The sequence below is a fragment of the Streptomyces sp. DF42 genome, from assembly GCF_058267695.1.
This window is the reverse complement of record NZ_CM177859.1, coordinates 2,302,117-2,322,366: the sequence shown is the minus strand read 5'-3', so window position 1 is coordinate 2,322,366 and position 20,250 is coordinate 2,302,117. Positions and strand designations below refer to the sequence as shown.

The window sequence follows — 20,250 nt, the reverse complement described above, 5'->3', positions numbered from 1 at the left end:
TGGGCAACGTCTAAAGTGGCGTGGTACGCGCGAGCCTTTACCGGGACTTCACACGGGTCGGGCTTGCTGGGATGTCTCTGTAGGGGTGTGCGTGACGGCCGTCGAATCCCGTCCAGCGGGGGTACTCGGTGCGAGCGAGAGCCCGCGTCACCGGCCGTTCGGGGCCCGTGTCAAGGCGTTCGTGGCGCTGACCAAGCCGCGGATCATCGAGCTCCTGCTCATCACCACCGTTCCGGTGATGTTCCTCGCCCAGCAGGGTGTGCCGGACCTGACGCTGGTGCTGCTCACCTGCGTCGGCGGCTACCTCTCGGCGGGCGGCGCCAACGCGCTGAACATGTACATCGACCGCGACATCGACGCGCTGATGGACCGCACCTCGCAGCGCCCCCTGGTCACCGGCATGGTCAGCCCGCGCGAGTGCCTCGCCTTCGGCATCACCCTCGCGGTGGTCTCCACGCTCCTGTTCGGCCTCACCGTCAACTGGCTGTCGGCGTGGCTGTCACTCGGCGCGCTGCTCTTCTACGTCGTCGTCTACACGATGATCCTCAAGCGCCGTACCTCGCAGAACATCGTGTGGGGCGGCATCGCCGGCTGCCTTCCGGTGCTCATCGGCTGGTCGGCCGTCACGAACTCCGTGTCGTGGGCGCCGGTCATCCTCTTCCTCGTCATGTTCTTCTGGACACCGCCGCACTACTGGCCGCTGTCGATGAAGGTCAAGGACGACTACGCGCGCGTGGGCGTGCCGATGCTGCCGGTCGTCGCCTCCAACAAGGTCGTCGCCAAGCAGATCGTGATCTACAGCTGGGTGATGGTGGCGGTCTCGCTCCTTCTGACCCCCCTCGGCTACACGGGCTGGTTCTACACGCTCGTGGCGCTGCTCGCCGGCGGCTTCTGGCTGTGGGAGGCGCACGGGCTGCAGAACAGGGCCAAGGCGGAGGTGACGGGCGGGAAGCTGAAGGAGATGCGGCTGTTCCACTGGTCCATCACCTACGTGTCGATCCTGTTCGTCGCGGTCGCGGTGGACCCCTTCCTGCGCTGACGCGCCGACGCTCCGACACACCGACGCTCTGATGACGTCCGACGGGCGGGGTGCGTGGCCAAGGCCACGCACCCCGCCCGTCGCCGTTCGATCTACCCGTCGGTAGCATCCTGGCCATGGCAGAGACTGAGCAGGTTGACCCGAAGGCCGAGCGCAAGGTGGCGCGCCTCGCCAAGCAGATCAACGCCTTCTCCAAGGCGCACGGTGGGGCCGAGGGCCAGGTGGCCCACATCGGTGAGCGCGGCGCGCGCATCGTCCTCGTGGGTGAGGACGGCGGCTGGGGTGACCTGGTGGCGCCCTCGTACGAGCTGGCCGAGAAGGCGGTGGAGAAGTCCGGCATCACCGTCCACGAGGACTTCGACGGCGAGTTCGCGGCCAAGGTGAAGACGGGCCCGTACGAGTGGACGCGCATGGCGGGGATCCAGGTGGGCGGCCCGTCCAACACCTGACGGCCGCCGGCTTTTCGCACGGGGCGCGCGAGAGCAACACCTAGGACCCCGTTCACCCGTTAGGACCTGTAAGGCACCGCACGGTCCAGGTACACGGGGAGTCCGGATGATCGAAACGCCGTCCCTCGTGGACCAGTACTGCCACGGCGTACTGAGGACGGAGCTGGGCCTCGGCACCTTCGAGGCCCAGCTGGCGCGCACCGAGGGCCCGCCCGCGCCCGGCACCACGCTCTTCGACACACAGACCGGTTTCGCCGTACGCCGCTGGTGCCCCCCGCTGCTCGGTCTGGAACCGCACTGTCCCCCCGCCCGCTATCTCGCCCGGCGTCGTGAACTGGGCGTACCGGAGACGGGCCGCAGACTCCTGCGCGGCAGCGGCATCACGACGTATCTGGTCGACACGGGGTTGCCCGGCGACCTCACCGGACCCACCGAGCTGGCGTCCGCCGGGGACGCCGAGGCCCGCGAGATCGTCCGCCTCGAGTTACTGGCCGAGCAGGTCGCGGACACCTCCGGCACCGTCGAGTCCTTCCTCGCCAACCTCGCCGAGTCGGTGCACGGCGCCGCCGCAGGCGCCGTGGCCTTCACCTCCGTCGCGGGCGTACGGCACGGTCTGGCGCTCGCGCCCGAGCCGCCCGGGCCCGGGGAGGTGCGGGGTGCCGCCGGGCGATGGCTGGCCGGCCGCCGGGTGGGCGGCCAGCTGACGGACCCGGTTCTGCTACGGCACCTGCTGTGGATCGCCGTCGCCTCCGGGCTGCCGCTCCAGCTCCACGCGGGACTCGGCGAACCGGGCCGGCGCATCGACCGCACGGACCCGGTGCTGCTCACCGACTTCGTCCGTGCCACGGCCGGACTGGGCACGGACCTGGTCCTGCTGCACGGCTACCCCTACCACCGCCACGCCGCCCATCTCGCGGGCGTCTTCCCGCACGTGTACGCCGACTCGGGGGCCGCCCTGGTCCGCACCGGCGCCCGCGCCGCCACCGTCCTCGCCGAGATCCTGGAGCTGGCCCCCTTCGGGAAGATCCTCTTCTCCAGCGGGGCTCATGGGCTGCCCGAGCTGCATGTCGTGGGAGCGCGGTTGTTCCGGGAGGCCCTGGAGCGAGTGCTGGGCGGCTGGGTCGCCGAGGGGGCGTGGTCGCCGGCGGACGCGCAGCGGGTGGCGGGGATGGTGGCGGCGGGGAACGCGCGCAGGGTGTACGGACTGGAGTGAGCGCCTACGCGCGCGTGGTCGGCGTCCGGAGTGAGCGCCTACGCGCGCGTGCCCACCGTCACCTCGGCCGAAGGCCCCGGCAGGTCCGCCACCAGCTCGGACCGCTCCCGGATCGCCAGCAGGACCCGCAGCACCCCGATCCACACCAGGGCCGAGCCGAGCATGTGCAGGCCGACCAGGGCCTCGGGGAGGTTGGTGAAGTACTGGACGTAGCCGATGACGCCCTGGGACAGCAGGATCAGGAAGAGTTCGCGGGTGCGGTGCAGGGGGTCCTTGGGGGCGTCGACCGCCTTGAGGATGAACCACAGGGCGAAGGTCAGCGTGACCACGATCCAGGCCAGGACGGCGTGCAGCTTGCTGACCGTCTCCCAGTCCAGCGGCATCCGCTCGACCTCGCGGGAGTCGCCCGCGTGCGGACCGGCGCCGGTCACCACGGTGCCCACCGCGATCAGCAGCACGGAGGCGGCGACCAGGAACCACACCAACTGCTGCACGGGCCTGCCGACCAGCGGGCGGGGCGCCCCGTCGCCCTCGCGGGTGCGCTGCCACATCACGGTGGCGACCGCGATCAGCGCCGAGGCGAGCAGGAAGTGGGCCGCGACGGTGTACGGGTTGAGGCCGACCAGGACCACGATGCCGCCGAGCACCGCGTTGCTCATGACCAGCCAGAACTGCACCCAGCCGAGCCGGGTCAGGCTCCGCCGGTACGGCTTCTCCGAGCGCGCCGCGATGATCGCCCAGCCGATGGCGGCGCACAGCACGTACGTCAGCATGCGGTTGCCGAACTCGATGGCACTGTGGAAGTTCATCGCACCGGTGGGAGCGAGCGAGTCCGCGGTGCACTTGGGCCAGGTCGGGCAGCCGAGCCCGGAACCGGTCAGTCGCACCGCACCGCCGGTGACCACGATGACCACCGACATGACGAGCGCGGAAAGAGCCGCCCGCCGGACCGTCCCGGGTTTCGGGGTCCAGCGTGCGGCGATGAAGGAGAGCGGGTTGCGCAGAGCCGCCACGGCGTCGGCGTGGGTCACGTTTGGCACGCGCACCATCGTAGGCGTCCACTTGTGCACGCTTTCACGAGGGTCCGCCACGCCCCTACTCCCAGCGGAAGAACCTCCCGGCGGCCGCGAGCCCCACCACGGCCCACACCGCCAGAATCCCCAGGTCGCCCCAGGGCATGCCGGCCCCGTGCTGCAGCACGTCCCGCAGACCGTCGGAGAGGGCGGAGATCGGCAGGAGGCCCAGCACGTCCTGAGCGCCCTGCGGGAACTTGTCCATCGGCACGATCACGCCGCCGCCCACGAGCAGCAGCAGGAAGACCAGGTTCGCGGCAGCCAGGGTCGCCTCCGCCTTCAGCGTGCCGGCCATCAGCAGGCCCAGGCCCGAGAAGGCCGCCGTGCCCAGGATCAGCAGGAGCAGCACGGCCGCCGGGTTGCCCTCGGGCGACCAGCCCAGGGCGAAGGCGATCACCGTCAGGAGGATCACCTGGAGGACCTCCGTGACCAGGACCGACGCCGTCTTCGCGGTCATCAGGCCCCAGCGGGGGAGCGGCGAGGAGGCGAGGCGCTTCAGCACGCCGTAGCGCCGCTCGAAGCCCGTCGCGATGGCCTGGCCCGTGAAGGCGGTGGACATGACGGCGAGGGCCAGGATGCCGGGCGCGAGGAAGTCCACCGCCTTGCCCGCGCCGGTGTCGACGATGTCCACCGAGCTGAACAGCACCAGCAGCAGTGTCGGGATCACGACCGTCAGCAGAAGCTGCTCGCCGTTGCGCAGCAGCATCTTCGTCTCGAGCGCTGCCTGGGCCGCGATCATGCGCGGGAGGGGCGCCGCGCCGGGCTTCGGCGCGTACGTACCGGTTGCCGTCGTCACGAACGCAGCTCCTTGCCCGTCAATTCCAAGAACACGTCCTCAAGGGTGTGCCGTTCGACCGAGATCCGGTCCGGCATCACCCCGTGCTGCGCGCACCAGGACGCCACCGTCGCCAGCAGCTGTGGGTCGACCTTGCCGACGACCCGGTACGAGCCCGGCGTGAGCTCCGCCGCCGAGCAGTCCGCGGGCAGCGCCTTCAGCAGGGAGCCCACGTCCAGGCCGGGACGGCCCGTGAAGCGCAGTGTGTTCTCGGCGCCGCCGCGGCACAGCTCGTCCAGGGAACCCTGGGCGATGACCCGGCCGGCGTCGATGATCGCGACATCGTCCGCGAGCTGCTCGGCCTCGTCCATGTAGTGCGTGGTGAGGATGACCGAGACGCCGTCGGCGCGCAGGTCGCGGACGAGGTCCCAGGTCGCGTGCCGGGCCTGCGGGTCGAGGCCGGCGGTCGGCTCGTCGAGGAACACCAGCTCCGGACGCCCCACGACGGCCATCGCGAGCGCGAGGCGCTGCTGCTGGCCGCCGGAGAGACGGCGGTAGGTCGTACGGCCGCACGAGCCGAGGCCGAGTCGCTCGATGAGCGCGTCCACGTCCAGCGGGTTCGCGTGCAGTTTCGCCACGTGCCGCAGCATCTCGTCGGCCCGCGCGCCCGAGTAGACACCGCCGGACTGCAGCATCACGCCGATGCGCGGATGCAGCTGACGGGCCTGTCGCACCGGGTCGAGACCCAGGACGCGCACCGTGCCGGAGTCCGGCCTGCGGTACCCCTCACAGGTCTCGACGGTGCTGGTCTTGCCCGCGCCGTTCGGGCCGAGTACGGCGGTCACGCCCGCCTTGGCCACCAGGTCGAGGCCGTCCACAGCGGTTTTTGTGCCGTACCGCTTCACCAGGGCCTGAACCTGGACCACGGGCTCACTTCGCATGGGTCCAGAGTCTAGGTACGCCGTCGTCGGCCCGGACCGGGGGGTGCAGGATCTCCACTCGCCGAAGCCGTGCCGGTCGCCGTGGGGATCTCGTCCTCCCGCGACCGGTGCAGCGCCAGCCACCGCTCCGCGTACGCCACCGCGTCCGCGACGGGAAACAGCCGGGCGTCGGCGGCGCCCACTTTTCCGCGCACGACGGCACGGTCCCGCTCGAAGTCATGGCCCAGCTCGGCGAAGTTCTCCGAGGTGATCGACACCTCGGTCACCACCTCCCAGCCGCCGCCCGGAGCCGGCCGCCCGACCCGGACGAGCGGCGACGGTATCCGGTACTCGGCGAGATGGAAGCTCGTGCACGCCGCGTAGCCGACGCCGAGCAGCAGGACCCGGGCGCCCAGCCGCTCCAGCCGCGCCAGCGGGCTCCGCTCCCCGAGCCGGCAGTCGGGCGCGTGGCCGTCGACGATCTCCGCCGCGCGCGGGCCGAGTGCCGCGAAGGACGTCTGCGGGTGCGCGCTGCGCCGGGCGCCCGGCCAGCCGCGCACGGTCTCCGGGATCACGCCCACCCCGAGCGAGGGCGTGACCACGGGGTCGTACGCGGGCATCGTGGCCCGGATCCGGTCCCACCACTCCTCGGGGACCGGCGGGTTGCCCCACAGGGCCGGGTCCGAAAGGTCGGCGGTCTGGGTGGGGACGACCAGAGTGCCCTTTTGGCCGAGCGCGTCGAGCAGTCCCTGGACGACTGCGACGGCGCCTCCGCAGACCCAGCCGAGGCTGCTGAGGGAGGAGTGCACCAGAAGAATCTCGCCGGTCTCCACACCCAGCAGGCGCACCTGTGCGGCGACCGTGTCGCGGGTGACAAGAGGGCCGGTCGGAGGGGGTGTCGACATGGTTGAGGAGTGTCCAGGAAGGCGCCCGGCGACGCCACCGAATTGGCCGCCCCCTGATCGATCAAAGATCGTTTCCGCAGGTCAGGTTAGGTGTGCCTAAGTGACACAGGGCACCGTCCGGTGGCCGGGACGCGGGTTGCCCGCCCCTGAGGAATTACGCAACAATGGCGTTGTGAAAAACGTCGGCGAGGCTCTGGAGACCCCCATGGGGGCGCACCAGGAAGAGCACGCGAGCGGGGAGCGCTCCACGCGCAACCGGGTCGCGCGATCGATCCTGGACCACGGGCCGTCGACCGTCACCGAGCTGGCCGGGCGGCTGGGGCTCACCCCCGCGGCCGTAAGGCGTCATCTGGACGCGCTGGTCGCCGACGACGTCGTGGAGGCGCGCGAGCAGCGGGTGTACGGCGCGCGCACGCGCGGACGTCCCGCCAAGGTGTTCGCGCTGACCGACTGCGGCCGCGACGCCTTCGACCAGTCCTACGACAAGCTCGCCGCGGACGCCCTGCGCTGGATCCAGGAGCGGTTCGGCGGGGACGAGGCGGTCGTCGCCTTCGCGCGCGCGAGGATCGCCGAGCAGGCCGCCGCCTACCGCCGGGCGATCGAGGCCGCCGCGCCCGAACAGCGCACCGAAGCCCTGGCCAAGGCCCTGAGCGTGGACGGGTACGCTGCTACGGCTCGTAGCGCCCCCCTCCCGCAAAAAGGTGAGCAGCTCTGCCAGCACCACTGCCCGGTGGCCCACGTGGCGGAGAAGTTCCCGCAGCTGTGCGAGGCGGAGACCGAGATCTTCTCCCAGCTGCTGGGTACTCACGTCCAGCGGCTGGCGACCATCGCGCACGGCGACGGCGTCTGCACGACGTTCATCCCCAAGATTTCCCAGACCACTGACAACGCATCTGCAAGCACCGCCGGGAGGAACCCCGCATGACGCTCCCCATCGAGGAGACTGCCCACCCTGAGCTCGAGGGTCTGGGCAACTACGAATACGGCTGGGCCGACTCCGACGTGGCCGGTGCCTCTGCGAAGCGCGGCATCAACGAGGACGTCGTCCGGGACATCTCCGCGAAGAAGAACGAGCCGGAGTGGATGACCAAGCTCCGTCTCAAGGGCCTGCGCCTGTTCGACAAGAAGCCCATGCCCAACTGGGGCTCGGACCTGTCGGGCATCGACTTCGACAACATCAAGTACTTCGTGCGCTCCACGGAGAAGCAGGCGGAGTCCTGGGAGGACCTGCCAGAGGACATCAAGAACACGTACGACAAGCTCGGCATCCCCGAGGCGGAGAAGCAGCGCCTCGTCGCCGGTGTCGCCGCCCAGTACGAGTCCGAGGTCGTCTACCACCAGATCCGCGAGGACCTGGAGGAGCAGGGCGTCATCTTCCTGGACACCGACACCGCCCTGAAGGAGCACCCGGAGCTCTTCAAGGAGTACTTCGGCACGGTCATCCCGGTCGGCGACAACAAGTTCGCGTCGCTGAACACCGCCGTGTGGTCCGGCGGCTCCTTCATCTACGTGCCGAAGGGCGTGCACGTGGAGATCCCGCTCCAGGCCTACTTCCGTATCAACACGGAGAACATGGGCCAGTTCGAGCGGACGCTGATCATCGTCGACGAGGACGCCTACGTCCACTACGTCGAGGGTTGTACGGCCCCGATCTACAAGTCGGACTCCCTGCACTCCGCGGTCGTCGAGATCATCGTGAAGAAGGGCGCCCGCTGCCGCTACACGACCATCCAGAACTGGTCGAACAACGTCTACAACCTGGTCACCAAGCGCGCCGTGGCGTACGAGGGCGCGACCATGGAGTGGATCGACGGCAACATCGGCTCCAAGGTCACGATGAAGTACCCGGCCGTGTACCTGATGGGCGAGCACGCCAAGGGCGAGACCCTCTCCATCGCCTTCGCGGGCGAGGGGCAGCACCAGGACGCCGGCTCCAAGATGGTCCACATGGCGCCGAACACCTCCTCCAACATCGTCTCCAAGTCGGTGGCGCGCGGTGGTGGTCGTACCTCCTACCGCGGTCTGGTCGAGATCGGCGAGGGCGCCCACGGCTCCAAGTCGAACGTGCTGTGCGACGCGCTGCTCGTCGACACCATCTCCCGCTCCGACACATACCCCTATGTGGACGTCCGTGAGGACGACGTGTCCATGGGCCACGAGGCCACCGTCTCCAAGGTCTCCGAGGACCAGCTCTTCTACCTGATGAGCCGTGGTCTGAGCGAGTTCGAGGCGATGGCGATGATCGTGCGCGGCTTCGTCGAGCCCATCGCGAAGGAGCTGCCCATGGAGTACGCGCTGGAACTCAACCGGCTGATCGAGCTCCAGATGGAAGGCGCGGTCGGCTGACCGACGGCCGCCTCCATCAAGTCACTTACGTAGGAAGAGAGCAGACCGACAGCCATGGCTGAGGCTCAGAACATCCCCGTGGGGTCCACCACCGCGGGCCAGATCGCGGTCGCCGCCGAGTCGACCGTCGCGACGCGCATGAGCGCGCCCCCCTCCTTCGACGTGGCGGACTTCCCGGTCCCGCACGGCCGCGAGGAGGAGTGGCGGTTCACCCCGCTGGAGCGCCTGCGCGGGCTGCACGACGGCACCGCCGTCGCGACCGGCGAGGCCGTGAAGGTCGCCGTCGATGCCCCCGAGGGCGTCACCGTCGAACTCGTGGACCGCGACGACCCGCGCCTCGGCAGGGCCGGCACCCCGGTGGACCGCGTCGCCGCCCAGGCCTACTCGGCCTTCGAGAAGGCCGGCGTGGTCACCGTCCCCAAGGAGACGGTCCTGACCGAGCCGATCCGCATCGCCGTGCACGGCGAGGGCGGGGTCGCCTACGGCCACCAGGTCATCGAGCTGAAAGCCTTCGCCGAGGCCGTCGTCGTCATCGACCACACCGGTGACGCGGTGATCGCCGCCAACGTCGACTACATCCTGGGCGACGGCGCCAAGCTGACCGTCGTCTCCATTCAGGACTGGGACGACAAGGCCGTGCACGTCGCCCAGCACAACGCCCTCATCGGGCGCGACGCGAGCTTCAAGTCGGTCGTGGTGACCTTCGGCGGCGACGTCGTACGCCTTCACCCGCGCGTCACCTACGCCGGCACCGGCGGCGAGGCCGAGCTGTTCGGGCTGTACTTCACGGACGCCGGCCAGCACCAGGAGCACCGCCTCCTGGTCGACCACAACGTCCCGCACTGCAAGTCCAACGTCGTCTACAAGGGCGCGCTGCAGGGCGAGGCCGCCCACGCGGTGTGGATCGGCGACGTCCTCATCGAGGCCAAGGCCGAGGGCACGGACACCTACGAGATGAACCGGAACCTCGTCCTGACGGACGGCGCCCGGGTCGACTCGGTGCCGAACCTCGAGATCGAGACCGGTGAGATCGTCGGCGCCGGCCACGCCTCCGCGACCGGCCGCTTCGACGACGAGCAGCTCTTCTACCTGATGGCCCGCGGCATCCCGGCCGACGAGGCCCGTCGCCTGGTGGTCCGCGGCTTCTTCGCCGAGCTGGTCCAGCAGATCGGCGTCGACGACCTCGAGGCGCGGCTCCTCGAGAGGATCGAGACCGAGCTGGAGGCCACCGCCTGATGGCCTACGTACGCGCCTGCGGGCTGAGCGAGCTGGAGGAGGACACCCCGAAGCGGGTGGAACTCGACGGCACTCCGCTCTCGGTCGTCCGTACCGAGGGCGAGGTCTTCGCGATCCACGACATCTGCTCGCACGCGAACGTCTCGCTCTCCGAGGGCGAGGTGGAGGACTGCCAGATCGAGTGCTGGTTGCACGGGTCCAGCTTCGACCTCCGCACCGGCAAGCCGTCCGGCCTTCCCGCGACGCGCCCCGTCCCCGTATACCCCGTAAAGATCGAAGGGGACGACGTGCTCGTCTCCCTCAACCAGGAGTCCTGAGGCACCCATGGCAACGCTTGAAATCCACGACCTGCACGTCACCGTCGAGGCCGACAACGCCACGAAGGAGATCCTCAAGGGCGTCGACCTCACCGTGAAGCAGGGCGAGACGCACGCCATCATGGGCCCCAACGGCTCCGGCAAGTCGACCCTCGCCTACTCCCTCGCGGGCCACCCGAAGTACACGATCACCGGCGGCACCGTCACCCTCGACGGCGAGGACGTCCTGGAGATGTCCGTCGACGAGCGCGCCCGCGCGGGCCTGTTCCTGGCGATGCAGTACCCGGTCGAGGTCCCCGGCGTCTCGGTCTCCAACTTCCTCCGCACGTCCGCCACGGCCATCCGTGGCGAGGCCCCCAAGCTGCGCCTGTGGGTGAAGGAGGTCAAGGAGACCATGGAGCGCCTCTCCATGGACCCCTCCTTCGCCGAGCGCAACGTCAACGAGGGCTTCTCCGGCGGCGAGAAGAAGCGCCACGAGATCCTTCAGCTCGAACTGCTCAAGCCGAAGATCGCGATCCTCGACGAGACCGACTCCGGCCTCGATGTCGACGCCCTTCGCGTCGTCTCCGAGGGCGTCAACCGCGTCCGTGAGACCGGCGAGGTCGGCACGCTGCTGATCACGCACTACACGCGCATCCTGCGCTACATCAAGCCCGACCACGTGCACGTGTTCGCGAACGGCCGCATCGCCGAGTCCGGCGGCGCGGAGCTCGCCGACCAGCTCGAGGCCGAGGGCTACGACAAGTACGTGAAGGGTGGCGCATCTTCGTGACTCAGCTGCCGGGCCTCCTCGACGCTGAGGCGATCCGCAAGGACTTCCCCATCCTGGACCGTCAGGTCCACGACGGCCGGAAGCTCGTGTACCTGGACAACGCGGCGACCTCGCAGAAGCCGCGCCAGGTGCTCGACGCCCTGAACGAGTACTACGAGCGCTACAACGCCAACGTCCACCGCGGTGTGCATGTGCTCGCCGAGGAGGCCACGGCGCTGTACGAGGGCGCGCGTGACAAGGTCGCGTCGTTCATCAACGCGCCGAGCCGCGACGAGGTGATCTTCACCAAGAACGCCTCCGAGTCGCTCAACCTCGTGGCGAACATGCTCGGCTGGGCCGACGAGCCCTACCGCGTGGACCACGAGACCGAGATCGTCATCACGGAGATGGAGCACCACTCCAACATCGTCCCGTGGCAGCTGCTCGCGCAGCGCACGGGCGCGAAGCTGAAGTGGTTCGGCCTGACCGACGACGGCCGCCTCGACCTCTCCAACATCAACGAGATCATCACGGAGAAGACGAAGATCGTCTCCTTCGTGCTGGTGTCGAACATCCTCGGCACGCTCAACCCGGTCGAGGCGATAGTCCGCCGCGCCCAGGAGGTCGGTGCGCTGGTCTGCATCGACGCCTCGCAGGCCGCCCCGCACATGCCGCTGGACGTCCAGGCCCTGCAGGCCGACTTCGTGGCCTTCACCGGCCACAAGATGTGCGCCCCGACGGGTATCGGCGTGCTCTGGGGACGGCAGGAGCTCCTGGAGGACCTGCCTCCGTTCCTCGGTGGCGGCGAGATGATCGAGACGGTGTCGATGCACTCGTCGACATACGCTCCCGCCCCGCACAAGTTCGAGGCGGGCACCCCGCCGATCGCGCAGGCGGTCGGTCTGGGCGCGGCGATCGACTACCTGTCCTCGATCGGCATGGACAAGATCCTCGCCCATGAGCACGCGCTCACGGAGTACGCGGTCAAGCGCCTCGGGGACGTCCCCGACCTGCGGATCATCGGCCCGACCACGGCCGAGGACCGGGGCGCCGCGATCTCCTTCACGCTCGGCGACATCCACCCGCACGACGTGGGCCAGGTCCTCGACGAGCAGGGCATCGCGGTCCGGGTCGGCCACCACTGCGCGCGGCCGGTCTGCCTGCGCTACGGAATTCCTGCGACCACGCGAGCGTCGTTCTATCTGTACTCCACGCCGGCCGAGATCGACGCGTTGGTCGACGGCTTGGAGCACGTACGGAACTTCTTCGGCTGAAGGACGTGAGCTGAGAGATGCGAGGTTTGTCGGCGTGAAGCTGGACTCGATGTACCAGGAAGTCATCCTGGATCACTACAAGAACCCGCACGGGCGTGGTCTGAGGGATGGCGACGCCGAGGTGCACCACGTGAACCCGACGTGCGGCGACGAGATCACCCTGCGTGTGAAGTACGACGGCACGAAGATCGAGGACGTCTCGTACGAGGGTCAGGGCTGCTCGATCAGCCAGGCCAGCGCATCCGTCCTCAACGAACTGCTCGTCGGGAAGGATCTGGCGGACGCCCAGAAGGTCCAGGAGACCTTCCTGGAGCTGATGCAGTCCAAGGGCAGGATCGAGCCGGACGACGCGATGGAGGAAGTGCTGGAGGACGCGGTCGCGTTCGCCGGTGTCTCCAAGTACCCGGCCCGGGTGAAGTGCGCCCTCCTCAGCTGGATGGCATGGAAGGACGCGACGGCCCAGGCGCTGGGTGCCGACGCCGACGTCGAAAGGAAGACGGCATGAGCGAGACCGTTGAGATGAAGCCGGCCTCGGAGGAAGAGGTCCGCGAGGCGCTGTACGACGTCGTCGACCCCGAGCTGGGCATCGATGTCGTCAACCTCGGCCTGATCTACGGCATCCACATCGACGACGCGAACATCGCGACCCTCGACATGACCCTGACCTCGGCGGCCTGCCCGCTGACGGACGTCATCGAGGACCAGGCCAAGTCCGCGACGGACGGCCTCGTCAACGAGCTGCGCATCAACTGGGTCTGGATGCCCCCGTGGGGCCCCGACAAGATCACGGACGACGGGCGGGAGCAGCTGCGGGCGCTGGGCTTCAACGTCTGAGGCACCCGGAAAACATCTGCGGCACCTGTGAAACGGCCATACCTTCTCCGGTATGGCCGTTTCGCTGCATCACCTGGTCGTCGACGCGCACGACCTTCCCGGACTCGCCCGCTTCTGGTGCCGGGTCCTCGACTGGAAGGTGCTGTCCGAGAGAGAACGCGAAGTCGTCATCGGACCGGACGAGTTCGCGCCGACGGGGATCTGCTTCATGCCCGTCGAGGACCCGAAGCACGTCAAGAACCGGCTGCACTTCGACCTCGCCCCGGACGACCAGGGGGCCGAGGTCGAGCGCATCCTCGCGCTGGGCGCACGCAGGGTCGACATCGGGCAGGGCGACGAGGCCGGCTGGGTGGTGCTGGCCGACCCCGAGGGCAACGAGTTCTGCGTACTGCGGCCGAAGGCCTCGCTGATCGCCTTCCGTGACGCGTAGAGCGCTCCGGCTCAGGCCAGTGGGCCCACCAACCGGAACGCCGAGTCGGCCCGGTACGGATCGCTCTGCTGATACGGATCCAGTTCGAGCTGGAAGTTCTGGTGGCGCAGGAAGCGGCCCGGGTAGTTCACGGACTCCAGCATGACCGCGCCCGAGTACGACGAGGTCTGCGGGCAGAAGGTCGCGTCCTGTTCGAACAGGGATGATCCGTCGCTGCGTTCGGGGCGCAGGACGAAGTCGCGGTGGCGGAGGTAGGTGCCGTCCGACGTCGCGAAGGAGTAACAGGAGGTGTCCCACAGGCCCTTGACGAGCTTGAACGTGGCGTCGTGGCGGGCCGGGGCGGAGGCGATCGGGTCGAGCCTCACGAAGTCGCCGCTCACGTGCCAGTAGCGGTCGGGGAAGTTCACCGAGCGGACGGACCTGTAGGTGGCCGACGGTTTGGGGTGCCTGGTTGAACTCGCATGGGACGTGGGCGACTTGGACGTCTTGGAGCCGCCGTTGGCGGACTCGTGCGGGCCGGCTGCGGGGGACGCCTTCGTCCGGGTGGACGACAGGCCGTTCTCGCCGGAGGGCGTCGTGGCGTCGTCGGTGGACGGCGTGGCGTAGGAGATCAGACCGGGGACGGTTGCGGAGCCCGAGGGGGACAGGGAGGCCCGTACCGGATCGTCGGTTTCGTTGTCCATCACGGTGATCGCCGTCACGCACGCGACGATCGTGGCCAGGGCCAGCACGCCGGCCAGCCAGAGTCTTCGGGTTCCGGGGGCACGGGATGTGTCGGGGGCCCAGCCGTTCTCCCAGGGATTGTTCTGGGACGGCTCGGGGGTGGTGTCTGGCATGCGCTGTTCCTCCAGCGGCGCCCGAGGCGGCGGCCGGGGATGTGAGAGTGGGGTTGCCAACTGCTGGCAGCGGAGGGTTGTTGAGTGTGCGTAACCATGAGGGAGTGGTGGCGTTATCAGCATATGAACCTGACGGAGTGGGCGCGGGCGCAGGGGGTGAACCCGCATACGGCATATCGCTGGTTTCATGAGGGCGCCTTGCCGGTGCCCGCGCGCCGGGTGGGGCCGCGCACGATCCTGGTGAACATCGAAGCGAACACCTCACTCGGTGACCGGTGGTGTAGGTCTGTATGCCCGCGTTTCCTCGCACGATCGGAAGCCGGACCTGGAGCGGCAGACCGCTCGCCTGTCGGCATGGGCGGCGGAGGCGGGACAGAAGGTTGTGCGGATCGAGTCCGAGATCGCCTCGGGTATGAACGGCTGCCGCGCGAAGGTGAAGCGGCTGCTGGCCGATCCGGCGGTGACCACGGTCGTGGTCGAGCACAAGGACCGCCTCGGGCGGATGAACGTGGAGCTGATCGAGGCCGCCCTGTCCGCGACTGGCCGCCGACTGGTCGTCCTCGATGACGGCGAAGTCGAAGACAACGAAGACGACCTGGTCCGGGACATGGTGGAGGTACTGACGTCGTTCTGCGCCCGCCTGTACGGCCGTCGGTCGGCGAAGAACCGGGCGAGGAAGGCTCTCGAAGCGGCGGCCGGCGATGAGTGAGCCGAAGAAGAAGAAGCTCCGCACCATCGACGCACCGTTCGTCGCGCCCGGGCCGTCCGGGGTGGCGATACGCGACCGCCTCAAGCACCTCACCGACGTGGACGACAAGGTGTTGCGGCTGGTCGGTGAACACCTCGGACGCCTCGCCTCGCTGGACCTCAAGAACCGCTGCGCCGACGGCCTGGACCACGACAGCGACACGTGGGCCGCCCGCAAGCAGGGCCTGACGGCCGACTCCTCGTCCCGGTGGGCCGGTTCGATCACGAAGGCCACTCACGATCAGTGGGCGCTGTCCCGCCGCTGTCAGCTCGCCCACATCCAGGGGCTTGAGGCCGGTGTGCGGACGCTGATGCACCGACTGGCGCAGCCGATCGGGGAGAAAGGCACCAAGCGGGCACCCGGCGGATACCGCAGTCGGGGCGAGTGGTTCCACAAGTCCCGCCGTCTGGCGACCCTGGAACACCGCCTCGATGTCGCCCGCGTGGAGCGTGAGGCCGGTGTCGTGCACGTCGTGCGCGGCGGCCGGCGCCTGCTGGGCAACCGCAACAACCTCCAGGATGCGCAGCTCAGCGAGGCCCAGTGGCGCCGGCGCTGGGAAGCCGAACGCTGGTTCCTCGCTGCTGACGGCGAGTCCGGCAAGCGGTACGGGAACGAGACGATCCGCGTCACCCCCGATGGCGAGGTCTCCATCAAGCTGCCCGCACCACTGGCCCATCTGGCCAACGGCAAGTTCGGCCGGTACGTCCTCTCCTGCAGGGTCCAGTTCCAGCACCGGGGCGCGCAGTGGCGCGACCGCGTCGAAGCCAACCGTGCTGTCGCCTACCGTATCCACCTCGATGTGGAGCGCGGGCGCTGGTACATCACCGCCTCGTGGACGAAGCCCGTGGTGAAGACGGTCCCGTTGGAGACAGCCCGCGCCCAGGGCATGGTCGGCGTCGATACGAACGCTGACCACTTCGCCGCCTACCGGCTCGACCGCAACGGCAACCCGGTCGGCGACCCGAAGCGGTTCTTCTACGACCTGTCCGGCACCGCCGACCACCGCGACGCGCAGATCCGGCACGCCATCAGCCGGCTGCTGCACTGGGCCAACCGGTGCGGCGTCAAGGCGATCGGTATCGAGAACCTGGACTTCACCGCCGAGAAGACCCGCGAGAAGCACGGCCGCAAGAAGCGGTTCCGGCAGCTCATCTCCGGCATCCCCACCGGCAAGCTCAAGGCCCGGCTCGTGTCCATGGCGTCCGAACACGGCCTGTCGATCGTCGCGGTCGACCCGGCGTACACGTCGATGTGGGGCGACCAGCATTGGCGTAAGCCCCTGGCCGGCAAGACTCGCAAGATGTCCCGGCACGACGCCGCGAGCGTCGCGATCGGGCGACGCGCCCTCGGGCACCCGATCCGGCGACGGACGGCACCGCCCCCGCAGCACCAGAGCGATGCTGTGGGGCATCGGACCGCCCAGGCCGGACCAGGCGCACGAGGGCATGAGGGAACCCGCCCACCCGTCACGGAGCGTGCACACGATGCACGCAGCCGGACGGGGACACAGCGAACGCGGGAGACCAGCGCATCCAACACCGTTCGGGATGCGCGCAGTTCCAGGAGCTGGCAGCAAATGTCACTCCTGGACACTGTTTAGGAACGGTGAGTGAGCGGTGAAACCCTAGTGGAGCAGGGCGGACACGGAGAGTGGTTTCAGGGAGCGATTTCTATGAAGATGGGACTTCCTCAAGTGGAACCTCACCCCTCACATCTGCCCCTCAACGCCGCCCAGGCCCCGGCTCGTTGTCCGGCGACGGCCTGGCGCGGCGAGGGCGGCCGGGGAGGGCTCGACGCGCGGGCCGCGGAGGAAAGGGGCAGCGCTTGTGCGTGCTGGGCGTGGACGCGGAGCCGGGCGACCGCGCCGGCCCCGGCTCGTTGGCGGGCGACGGCCTGGCGCGGCGAGGGCGGCCGGGGAGGGCTCGACGCGCGGATCGCGGAGGAAAGGGGCAGCGCTTGTGCGTGCTGGGCGTGGACGCGGAGCCGGGCGACCGCGCCGGTCGAGCGCCGGCAGCCGACCTGACGCTGCTCCTTCGCCCATTCGTGCACCGCATCCGCGAGGCTGCGACCGCTTTCTTCGCTGCCGGGGGCGCGTGACGGTCCGGCTTCCATGAGGCCGTCGCCACCGAAGTGCAGGTGATGGGGTGATGGGCGCGATATGCAGACACGCGCGCGGGCTCGTTCCGGGAGGCTGCGGCCAACTGTGCCGCGAAGGCCTGTCGACCGACGCCGAGCCGCACCCGTGACCCCTGCGGCGGAACCCGCCCGCAAGAGCCGGCACTGGCGTATGTACGGCGCACCGGGCGTCCTGCGTGCGCGGGCGGCGTGGGGCTGTGGTCGCGGCGGCGACTGGCGCAGGGGCATGTCCGGTTGCGGGAGGCGGAGTCGGGTCGCCACCGACCGCTCGGCCGCAGCCGTGACACCGGTGGCGTGGCGGCCCGTGCCGGGCCGGGTCGGTGGTCGCCGGGCTGTCGTGTGAGCGCTGTTATGTACACTCGTACGCATGGCATTCCTCATGCTCCTCGCGGCCATTGCCGCCGAGGTGGGCGGTACCACCGCCATGAAGTTCAGCGACGGCTTCAGCCGGCTGTGGCCGTCGGTGCTGACGCTCGCCGGTTACGGCGTCTCCTTCGCGCTGCTCGCGCAGACGCTGAAGACCATGTCGGTCGGCGAGGCCTACGCGGTCTGGGCCGGCCTCGGCACCGCCGCCATCGTGGCCATCGGGATGCTGTTCCTCGGGGAGCAGCTGACCGTTCAGAAGGCCGCCGGAATCGCGCTGATCATCGTCGGGGTCGTGGTGCTCAACCTGGGAGGCGCGCACTGATGCCCCGCCGTTACGACCCCGACCGCCGCCAGCGGATCACCGACGCGGCGATCCGGGTCGTGGGGGAGAAGGGCCTGGCCGGCCTGAGCCACCGCTCGGTCGCCGCCGAGGCGGACGTACCGCTCGGCTCGACGACCTACCACTTCAAGACCCTCGACGAACTGATGGTCGCCGCGCTGCGGCAGGTGAACGAGGGCTTCGCCAAGGTCGTCGCCGCGCACGGCGCCCTGGAGGACACCGGGGGCGATCTGGCCACGGACCTCGCGCGGATCCTCGGCGAGTGGCTGTCCGGGGACCGCACGGGCGTCGAGCTGGAGTACGAGCTCTATCTCGCCGCCCTGCGCCGCCCCGCCCTGCGCCCCGTCGCCGCCGAGTGGGCCGAGGACCTGGCCTGCCGACTCGCCCGGCGCACCGACCCGGTCACCGTGCGGGCGCTGGTCGCCCTGATGGACGGCATCTGTCTGCAGGTCCTGCTGACGGGGGCGCCGTACGACGAGGGCTTCGCGCGCGAGATGCTGGCGCGGGTCATGTCGGGCGCCGCCGGTTGCGCGCCGACGCCGTGAACGCTGCGGACGTCGAGGCGACCCCCGCCCGGCGCGGTCGCCCGGTACCTGAGACATCGCCCCCGGCGGTTGGCCTCCGTGCCCTCCTGCCGGTTAGGTTGCCCTCATGACCGACACGACTGCTCCTCGCACCACCGGCGCCGTGGCCACCGGACTTGCCACGATCGCCGCCGACGGCACTGTTCTCGACACCTGGTTCCCCGCGCCCGAGCTGAGCGAACAGCCCGGACCGTCCGGCACCGAGCGGCTGTCCGCCGAGAAGGCTGTGGAGCTGCTCGGTGAGGGAGCGGCCAAGGCGATCGGACCGGACGCCCGCCGCGGCGTCGAGGTGGTCGCGGTCCGCACGGTCATCTCCACCCTCGACGAGAAGCCGATCGACGCGCACGACGTCTATCTGCGCCTCCACCTCCTCTCGCACCGGCTGGTCAAGCCGCACGGCCAGAGCCTGGACGGCATGTTCGGCTTCCTCGCCAACGTCGCCTGGACCTCGCTCGGCCCGGTCGCCGTCGACGACATCGAGACGGTGCGGCTCAATGCCCGCGCCGAGGGGCTGCACCTCCAGGTGACGTCGGTCGACAAGTTCCCGCGCATGACGGACTACGTCGCCCCCAAGGGCGTCCGTATCGCCGACGCCGACCGTGTGCGGCTCGGCGCGCACCTGGCCGAGGGCACCACCGTCATGCACGAGGGCTTCGTCAACTTCAACGCGGGCACGCTCGGCACCTCCATGGTCGAGGGCCGTATCTCCGCGGGTGTCGTGGTGGGCGACGGTTCGGACATCGGCGGCGGCGCCTCCACCATGGGCACGCTCTCCGGCGGCGGCAACGTCCGCATCACGATCGGCGAGCGCTGCCTGGTCGGCGCCGAGGCGGGTGTCGGCATCGCGCTCGGCGACGAGTGCGTGGTCGAGGCCGGGCTGTACGTCACCGCGGGCACGCGCGTGACCATGCCCGACGGGCAGATCGTCAAGGCCCGTGAACTCTCCGGCGCCTCCCACATCCTCTTCCGCCGCAACTCGGTATCCGGCACGGTCGAGGCCCGCCCGAACAACGCGGTCTGGGGCGGTCTGAACGAGATCCTGCACAGCCACAACTGAGCGGTACGACGACTCAGGGCGCCCTTCCGCCGGTCGGCGGAAGGGCGCTCCGTCATGTACGCCGCGCCGCCGCGAACCGGGCCAGCGCCGTGAAGTCGCCCTCGCGCAGGCCCAGGCGCGGGTTCACATGGTGGAGCAGGGCGGCCCCGGAGTGATGGGCGGCCACGTACTCCTCGTCCGCCGGGCCCTGCTCGTCGTCGACCCAGGCGAACGGACGCCCCTCGGCGTACCGCACGATGGCCTCCGTCTTCCAGCGCACCCCGTCGGGGCGGAAGGCGAACAGGCCCTCACCGAAGTCGACGTACGGCAGCTCGGGCAGGCCGACGACGGGGCCGATCCAGCGGTTGGCGGCGTCCATCCACGTCGTGGCCCAGCACAGGTCGTAGTCGAGGGCGAGCAGTGCCGGTCCGTGGGAGGGGCTCAGCCAGACCCGCAGCGCGCGGCCCGGGTGCAGGGCCACCCTGATCGTCGTATAGCCCTCGGGGCGTCGCTCGGGCTGCGCGGCGTACGGGTTGAGGGGGCCGTCGACGTCGAGGAAGAGCAGGGGGCGGCTCACGGCACCAACGTACGGCACGAGGTGTGCGTGGCCGCTGGAAAATTCTTCGCCGGCACAGGCATAGC

22 protein-coding genes and 1 pseudogene are annotated in these 20,250 nt (G+C 69.7%); 17 read left to right on the top strand and 6 right to left on the bottom strand.

What is annotated here, in order from left to right; genetic code table 11:
* Positions 1–85 precede the first annotated feature (85 nt).
* The 3 genes from ACYUED_RS10620 (at position 86) to ACYUED_RS10610 (ending at position 2,701) form a co-directional block, all read left to right on the top strand.
* On the top strand, positions 86–1,039 hold the full coding sequence (locus ACYUED_RS10620) for a heme o synthase (protein WP_491292025.1): 954 nt from the start codon (positions 86–88) through the stop codon (positions 1,037–1,039).
* 116 nt (positions 1,040–1,155) lie between these two features.
* Positions 1,156–1,488, top strand: coding sequence for a hypothetical protein (locus tag ACYUED_RS10615; protein WP_491292024.1), 333 nt, complete (start codon positions 1,156–1,158; stop codon positions 1,486–1,488).
* A gap of 106 nt (positions 1,489–1,594) precedes the next feature.
* Positions 1,595–2,701, top strand: coding sequence for an amidohydrolase family protein (locus tag ACYUED_RS10610; RefSeq protein WP_491292023.1), 1,107 nt, complete (start codon positions 1,595–1,597; stop codon positions 2,699–2,701).
* 38 nt (positions 2,702–2,739) lie between these two features.
* On the opposite strand, the gene ACYUED_RS10605 is transcribed toward ACYUED_RS10610, so the two are convergent.
* The 4 genes from ACYUED_RS10605 to ACYUED_RS10590 are packed head-to-tail and all read right to left on the bottom strand — an operon-like array spanning position 2,740 to position 6,374.
* A complete protein-coding gene (locus tag ACYUED_RS10605) occupies positions 2,740–3,750 on the bottom strand; it encodes a COX15/CtaA family protein (protein WP_491292022.1) in 1,011 nt (336 codons plus the stop codon).
* A gap of 46 nt (positions 3,751–3,796) precedes the next feature.
* Positions 3,797–4,513: an ABC transporter permease gene (locus ACYUED_RS10600; protein ID WP_491294201.1), complete on the bottom strand. Its 717-nt coding sequence runs from the start codon at positions 4,511–4,513 to the stop codon at positions 3,797–3,799.
* A gap of 53 nt (positions 4,514–4,566) precedes the next feature.
* Complete coding sequence (locus ACYUED_RS10595) at positions 4,567–5,490, bottom strand: ABC transporter ATP-binding protein (RefSeq protein WP_491292021.1); 924 nt, start codon at positions 5,488–5,490, stop codon at positions 4,567–4,569.
* A gap of 11 nt (positions 5,491–5,501) precedes the next feature.
* Positions 5,502–6,374, bottom strand: coding sequence for an AAC(3) family N-acetyltransferase (locus ACYUED_RS10590; RefSeq protein ID WP_491292020.1), 873 nt, complete (start codon positions 6,372–6,374; stop codon positions 5,502–5,504).
* A 172-nt stretch (positions 6,375–6,546) separates the two neighbouring features.
* Here ACYUED_RS10590 and ACYUED_RS10585 point away from each other — a divergent pair, with 172 nt between their 5' ends.
* Genes ACYUED_RS10585 through ACYUED_RS10545 form a run of 9 tightly spaced genes read left to right on the top strand, consistent with a single transcriptional unit; the run spans position 6,547 to position 13,562 of the window.
* Positions 6,547–7,299, top strand: a complete 753-nt coding sequence (locus ACYUED_RS10585; RefSeq protein WP_491292019.1) for a helix-turn-helix transcriptional regulator — start codon at positions 6,547–6,549, stop codon at positions 7,297–7,299.
* Positions 7,296–8,720, top strand: coding sequence for a Fe-S cluster assembly protein SufB (sufB, locus tag ACYUED_RS10580; protein ID WP_266512169.1), 1,425 nt, complete (start codon positions 7,296–7,298; stop codon positions 8,718–8,720). Before ACYUED_RS10585 ends, sufB begins: the two co-directional genes overlap by 4 nt.
* Before the next feature lie 54 nt (positions 8,721–8,774).
* Positions 8,775–9,956, top strand: coding sequence for a Fe-S cluster assembly protein SufD (sufD, locus tag ACYUED_RS10575; RefSeq protein ID WP_491292018.1), 1,182 nt, complete (start codon positions 8,775–8,777; stop codon positions 9,954–9,956).
* Positions 9,956–10,273 carry a non-heme iron oxygenase ferredoxin subunit gene (locus ACYUED_RS10570; protein ID WP_491292017.1) on the top strand — a complete coding sequence of 106 codons (318 nt, stop codon included), beginning with the start codon at positions 9,956–9,958 and terminating at the stop codon, positions 10,271–10,273. Before sufD ends, ACYUED_RS10570 begins: the two co-directional genes overlap by 1 nt.
* A gap of 7 nt (positions 10,274–10,280) precedes the next feature.
* Positions 10,281–11,045, top strand: coding sequence for a Fe-S cluster assembly ATPase SufC (gene sufC / locus ACYUED_RS10565; RefSeq protein WP_491292016.1), 765 nt, complete (start codon positions 10,281–10,283; stop codon positions 11,043–11,045).
* Entirely contained in the window at positions 11,042–12,298 is a 1,257-nt protein-coding gene (locus ACYUED_RS10560) for a cysteine desulfurase (protein ID WP_491292014.1), read from the top strand. Before sufC ends, ACYUED_RS10560 begins: the two co-directional genes overlap by 4 nt.
* Before the next feature lie 34 nt (positions 12,299–12,332).
* Positions 12,333–12,803 (top strand): Fe-S cluster assembly sulfur transfer protein SufU, encoded by a 471-nt coding sequence (sufU, locus tag ACYUED_RS10555; RefSeq protein WP_491292013.1) that lies wholly within the window; start codon positions 12,333–12,335, stop codon positions 12,801–12,803.
* Positions 12,800–13,132 carry a metal-sulfur cluster assembly factor gene (locus ACYUED_RS10550; protein WP_102911749.1) on the top strand — a complete coding sequence of 111 codons (333 nt, stop codon included), beginning with the start codon at positions 12,800–12,802 and terminating at the stop codon, positions 13,130–13,132. The genes sufU and ACYUED_RS10550 overlap by 4 nt, the downstream gene beginning before the upstream one ends.
* 52 nt (positions 13,133–13,184) lie before the next feature.
* On the top strand, positions 13,185–13,562 hold the full coding sequence (locus ACYUED_RS10545) for a VOC family protein (protein ID WP_491292012.1): 378 nt from the start codon (positions 13,185–13,187) through the stop codon (positions 13,560–13,562).
* An 11-nt stretch (positions 13,563–13,573) separates the two neighbouring features.
* Here ACYUED_RS10545 and ACYUED_RS10540 read toward each other — a convergent pair whose 3' ends face one another.
* Entirely contained in the window at positions 13,574–14,398 is an 825-nt protein-coding gene (locus tag ACYUED_RS10540) for an AbfB domain-containing protein (RefSeq protein ID WP_491292011.1), read from the bottom strand.
* Positions 14,399–14,521: 123 nt separating this feature from the next.
* On the opposite strand from ACYUED_RS10540, the pseudogene ACYUED_RS10535 reads away from it, so the two are divergent.
* From ACYUED_RS10535 to dapD, 5 genes and pseudogenes are all read left to right on the top strand, one after another.
* A pseudogene (locus ACYUED_RS10535) lies at positions 14,522–15,107 on the top strand (IS607 family transposase).
* Positions 15,100–16,746, top strand: coding sequence for a nuclease/transposase family protein (locus ACYUED_RS10530; protein WP_491292010.1), 1,647 nt, complete (start codon positions 15,100–15,102; stop codon positions 16,744–16,746). The pseudogene ACYUED_RS10535 and the gene ACYUED_RS10530 overlap by 8 nt, the downstream one beginning before the upstream one ends.
* Positions 16,747–17,649: 903 nt before the next feature.
* Positions 17,650–17,970, top strand: a complete 321-nt coding sequence (locus ACYUED_RS10525; protein WP_491292009.1) for a DMT family transporter — start codon at positions 17,650–17,652, stop codon at positions 17,968–17,970.
* The gene (locus tag ACYUED_RS10520; RefSeq protein ID WP_491292008.1) at positions 17,970–18,533 is read left to right on the top strand and encodes a TetR/AcrR family transcriptional regulator; all 564 of its coding nucleotides are present in this window, start codon (positions 17,970–17,972) and stop codon (positions 18,531–18,533) included. The genes ACYUED_RS10525 and ACYUED_RS10520 overlap by 1 nt, the downstream gene beginning before the upstream one ends.
* Positions 18,534–18,639: 106 nt before the next feature.
* Positions 18,640–19,629 (top strand): 2,3,4,5-tetrahydropyridine-2,6-dicarboxylate N-succinyltransferase, encoded by a 990-nt coding sequence (gene dapD, locus ACYUED_RS10515; RefSeq protein WP_491292007.1) that lies wholly within the window; start codon positions 18,640–18,642, stop codon positions 19,627–19,629.
* Between the two features lie 52 nt (positions 19,630–19,681).
* Here dapD and ACYUED_RS10510 read toward each other — a convergent pair whose 3' ends face one another.
* Positions 19,682–20,185 carry a hypothetical protein gene (locus ACYUED_RS10510; protein ID WP_491292006.1) on the bottom strand — a complete coding sequence of 168 codons (504 nt, stop codon included), beginning with the start codon at positions 20,183–20,185 and terminating at the stop codon, positions 19,682–19,684.
* Positions 20,186–20,250: the final 65 nt, after the last annotated feature.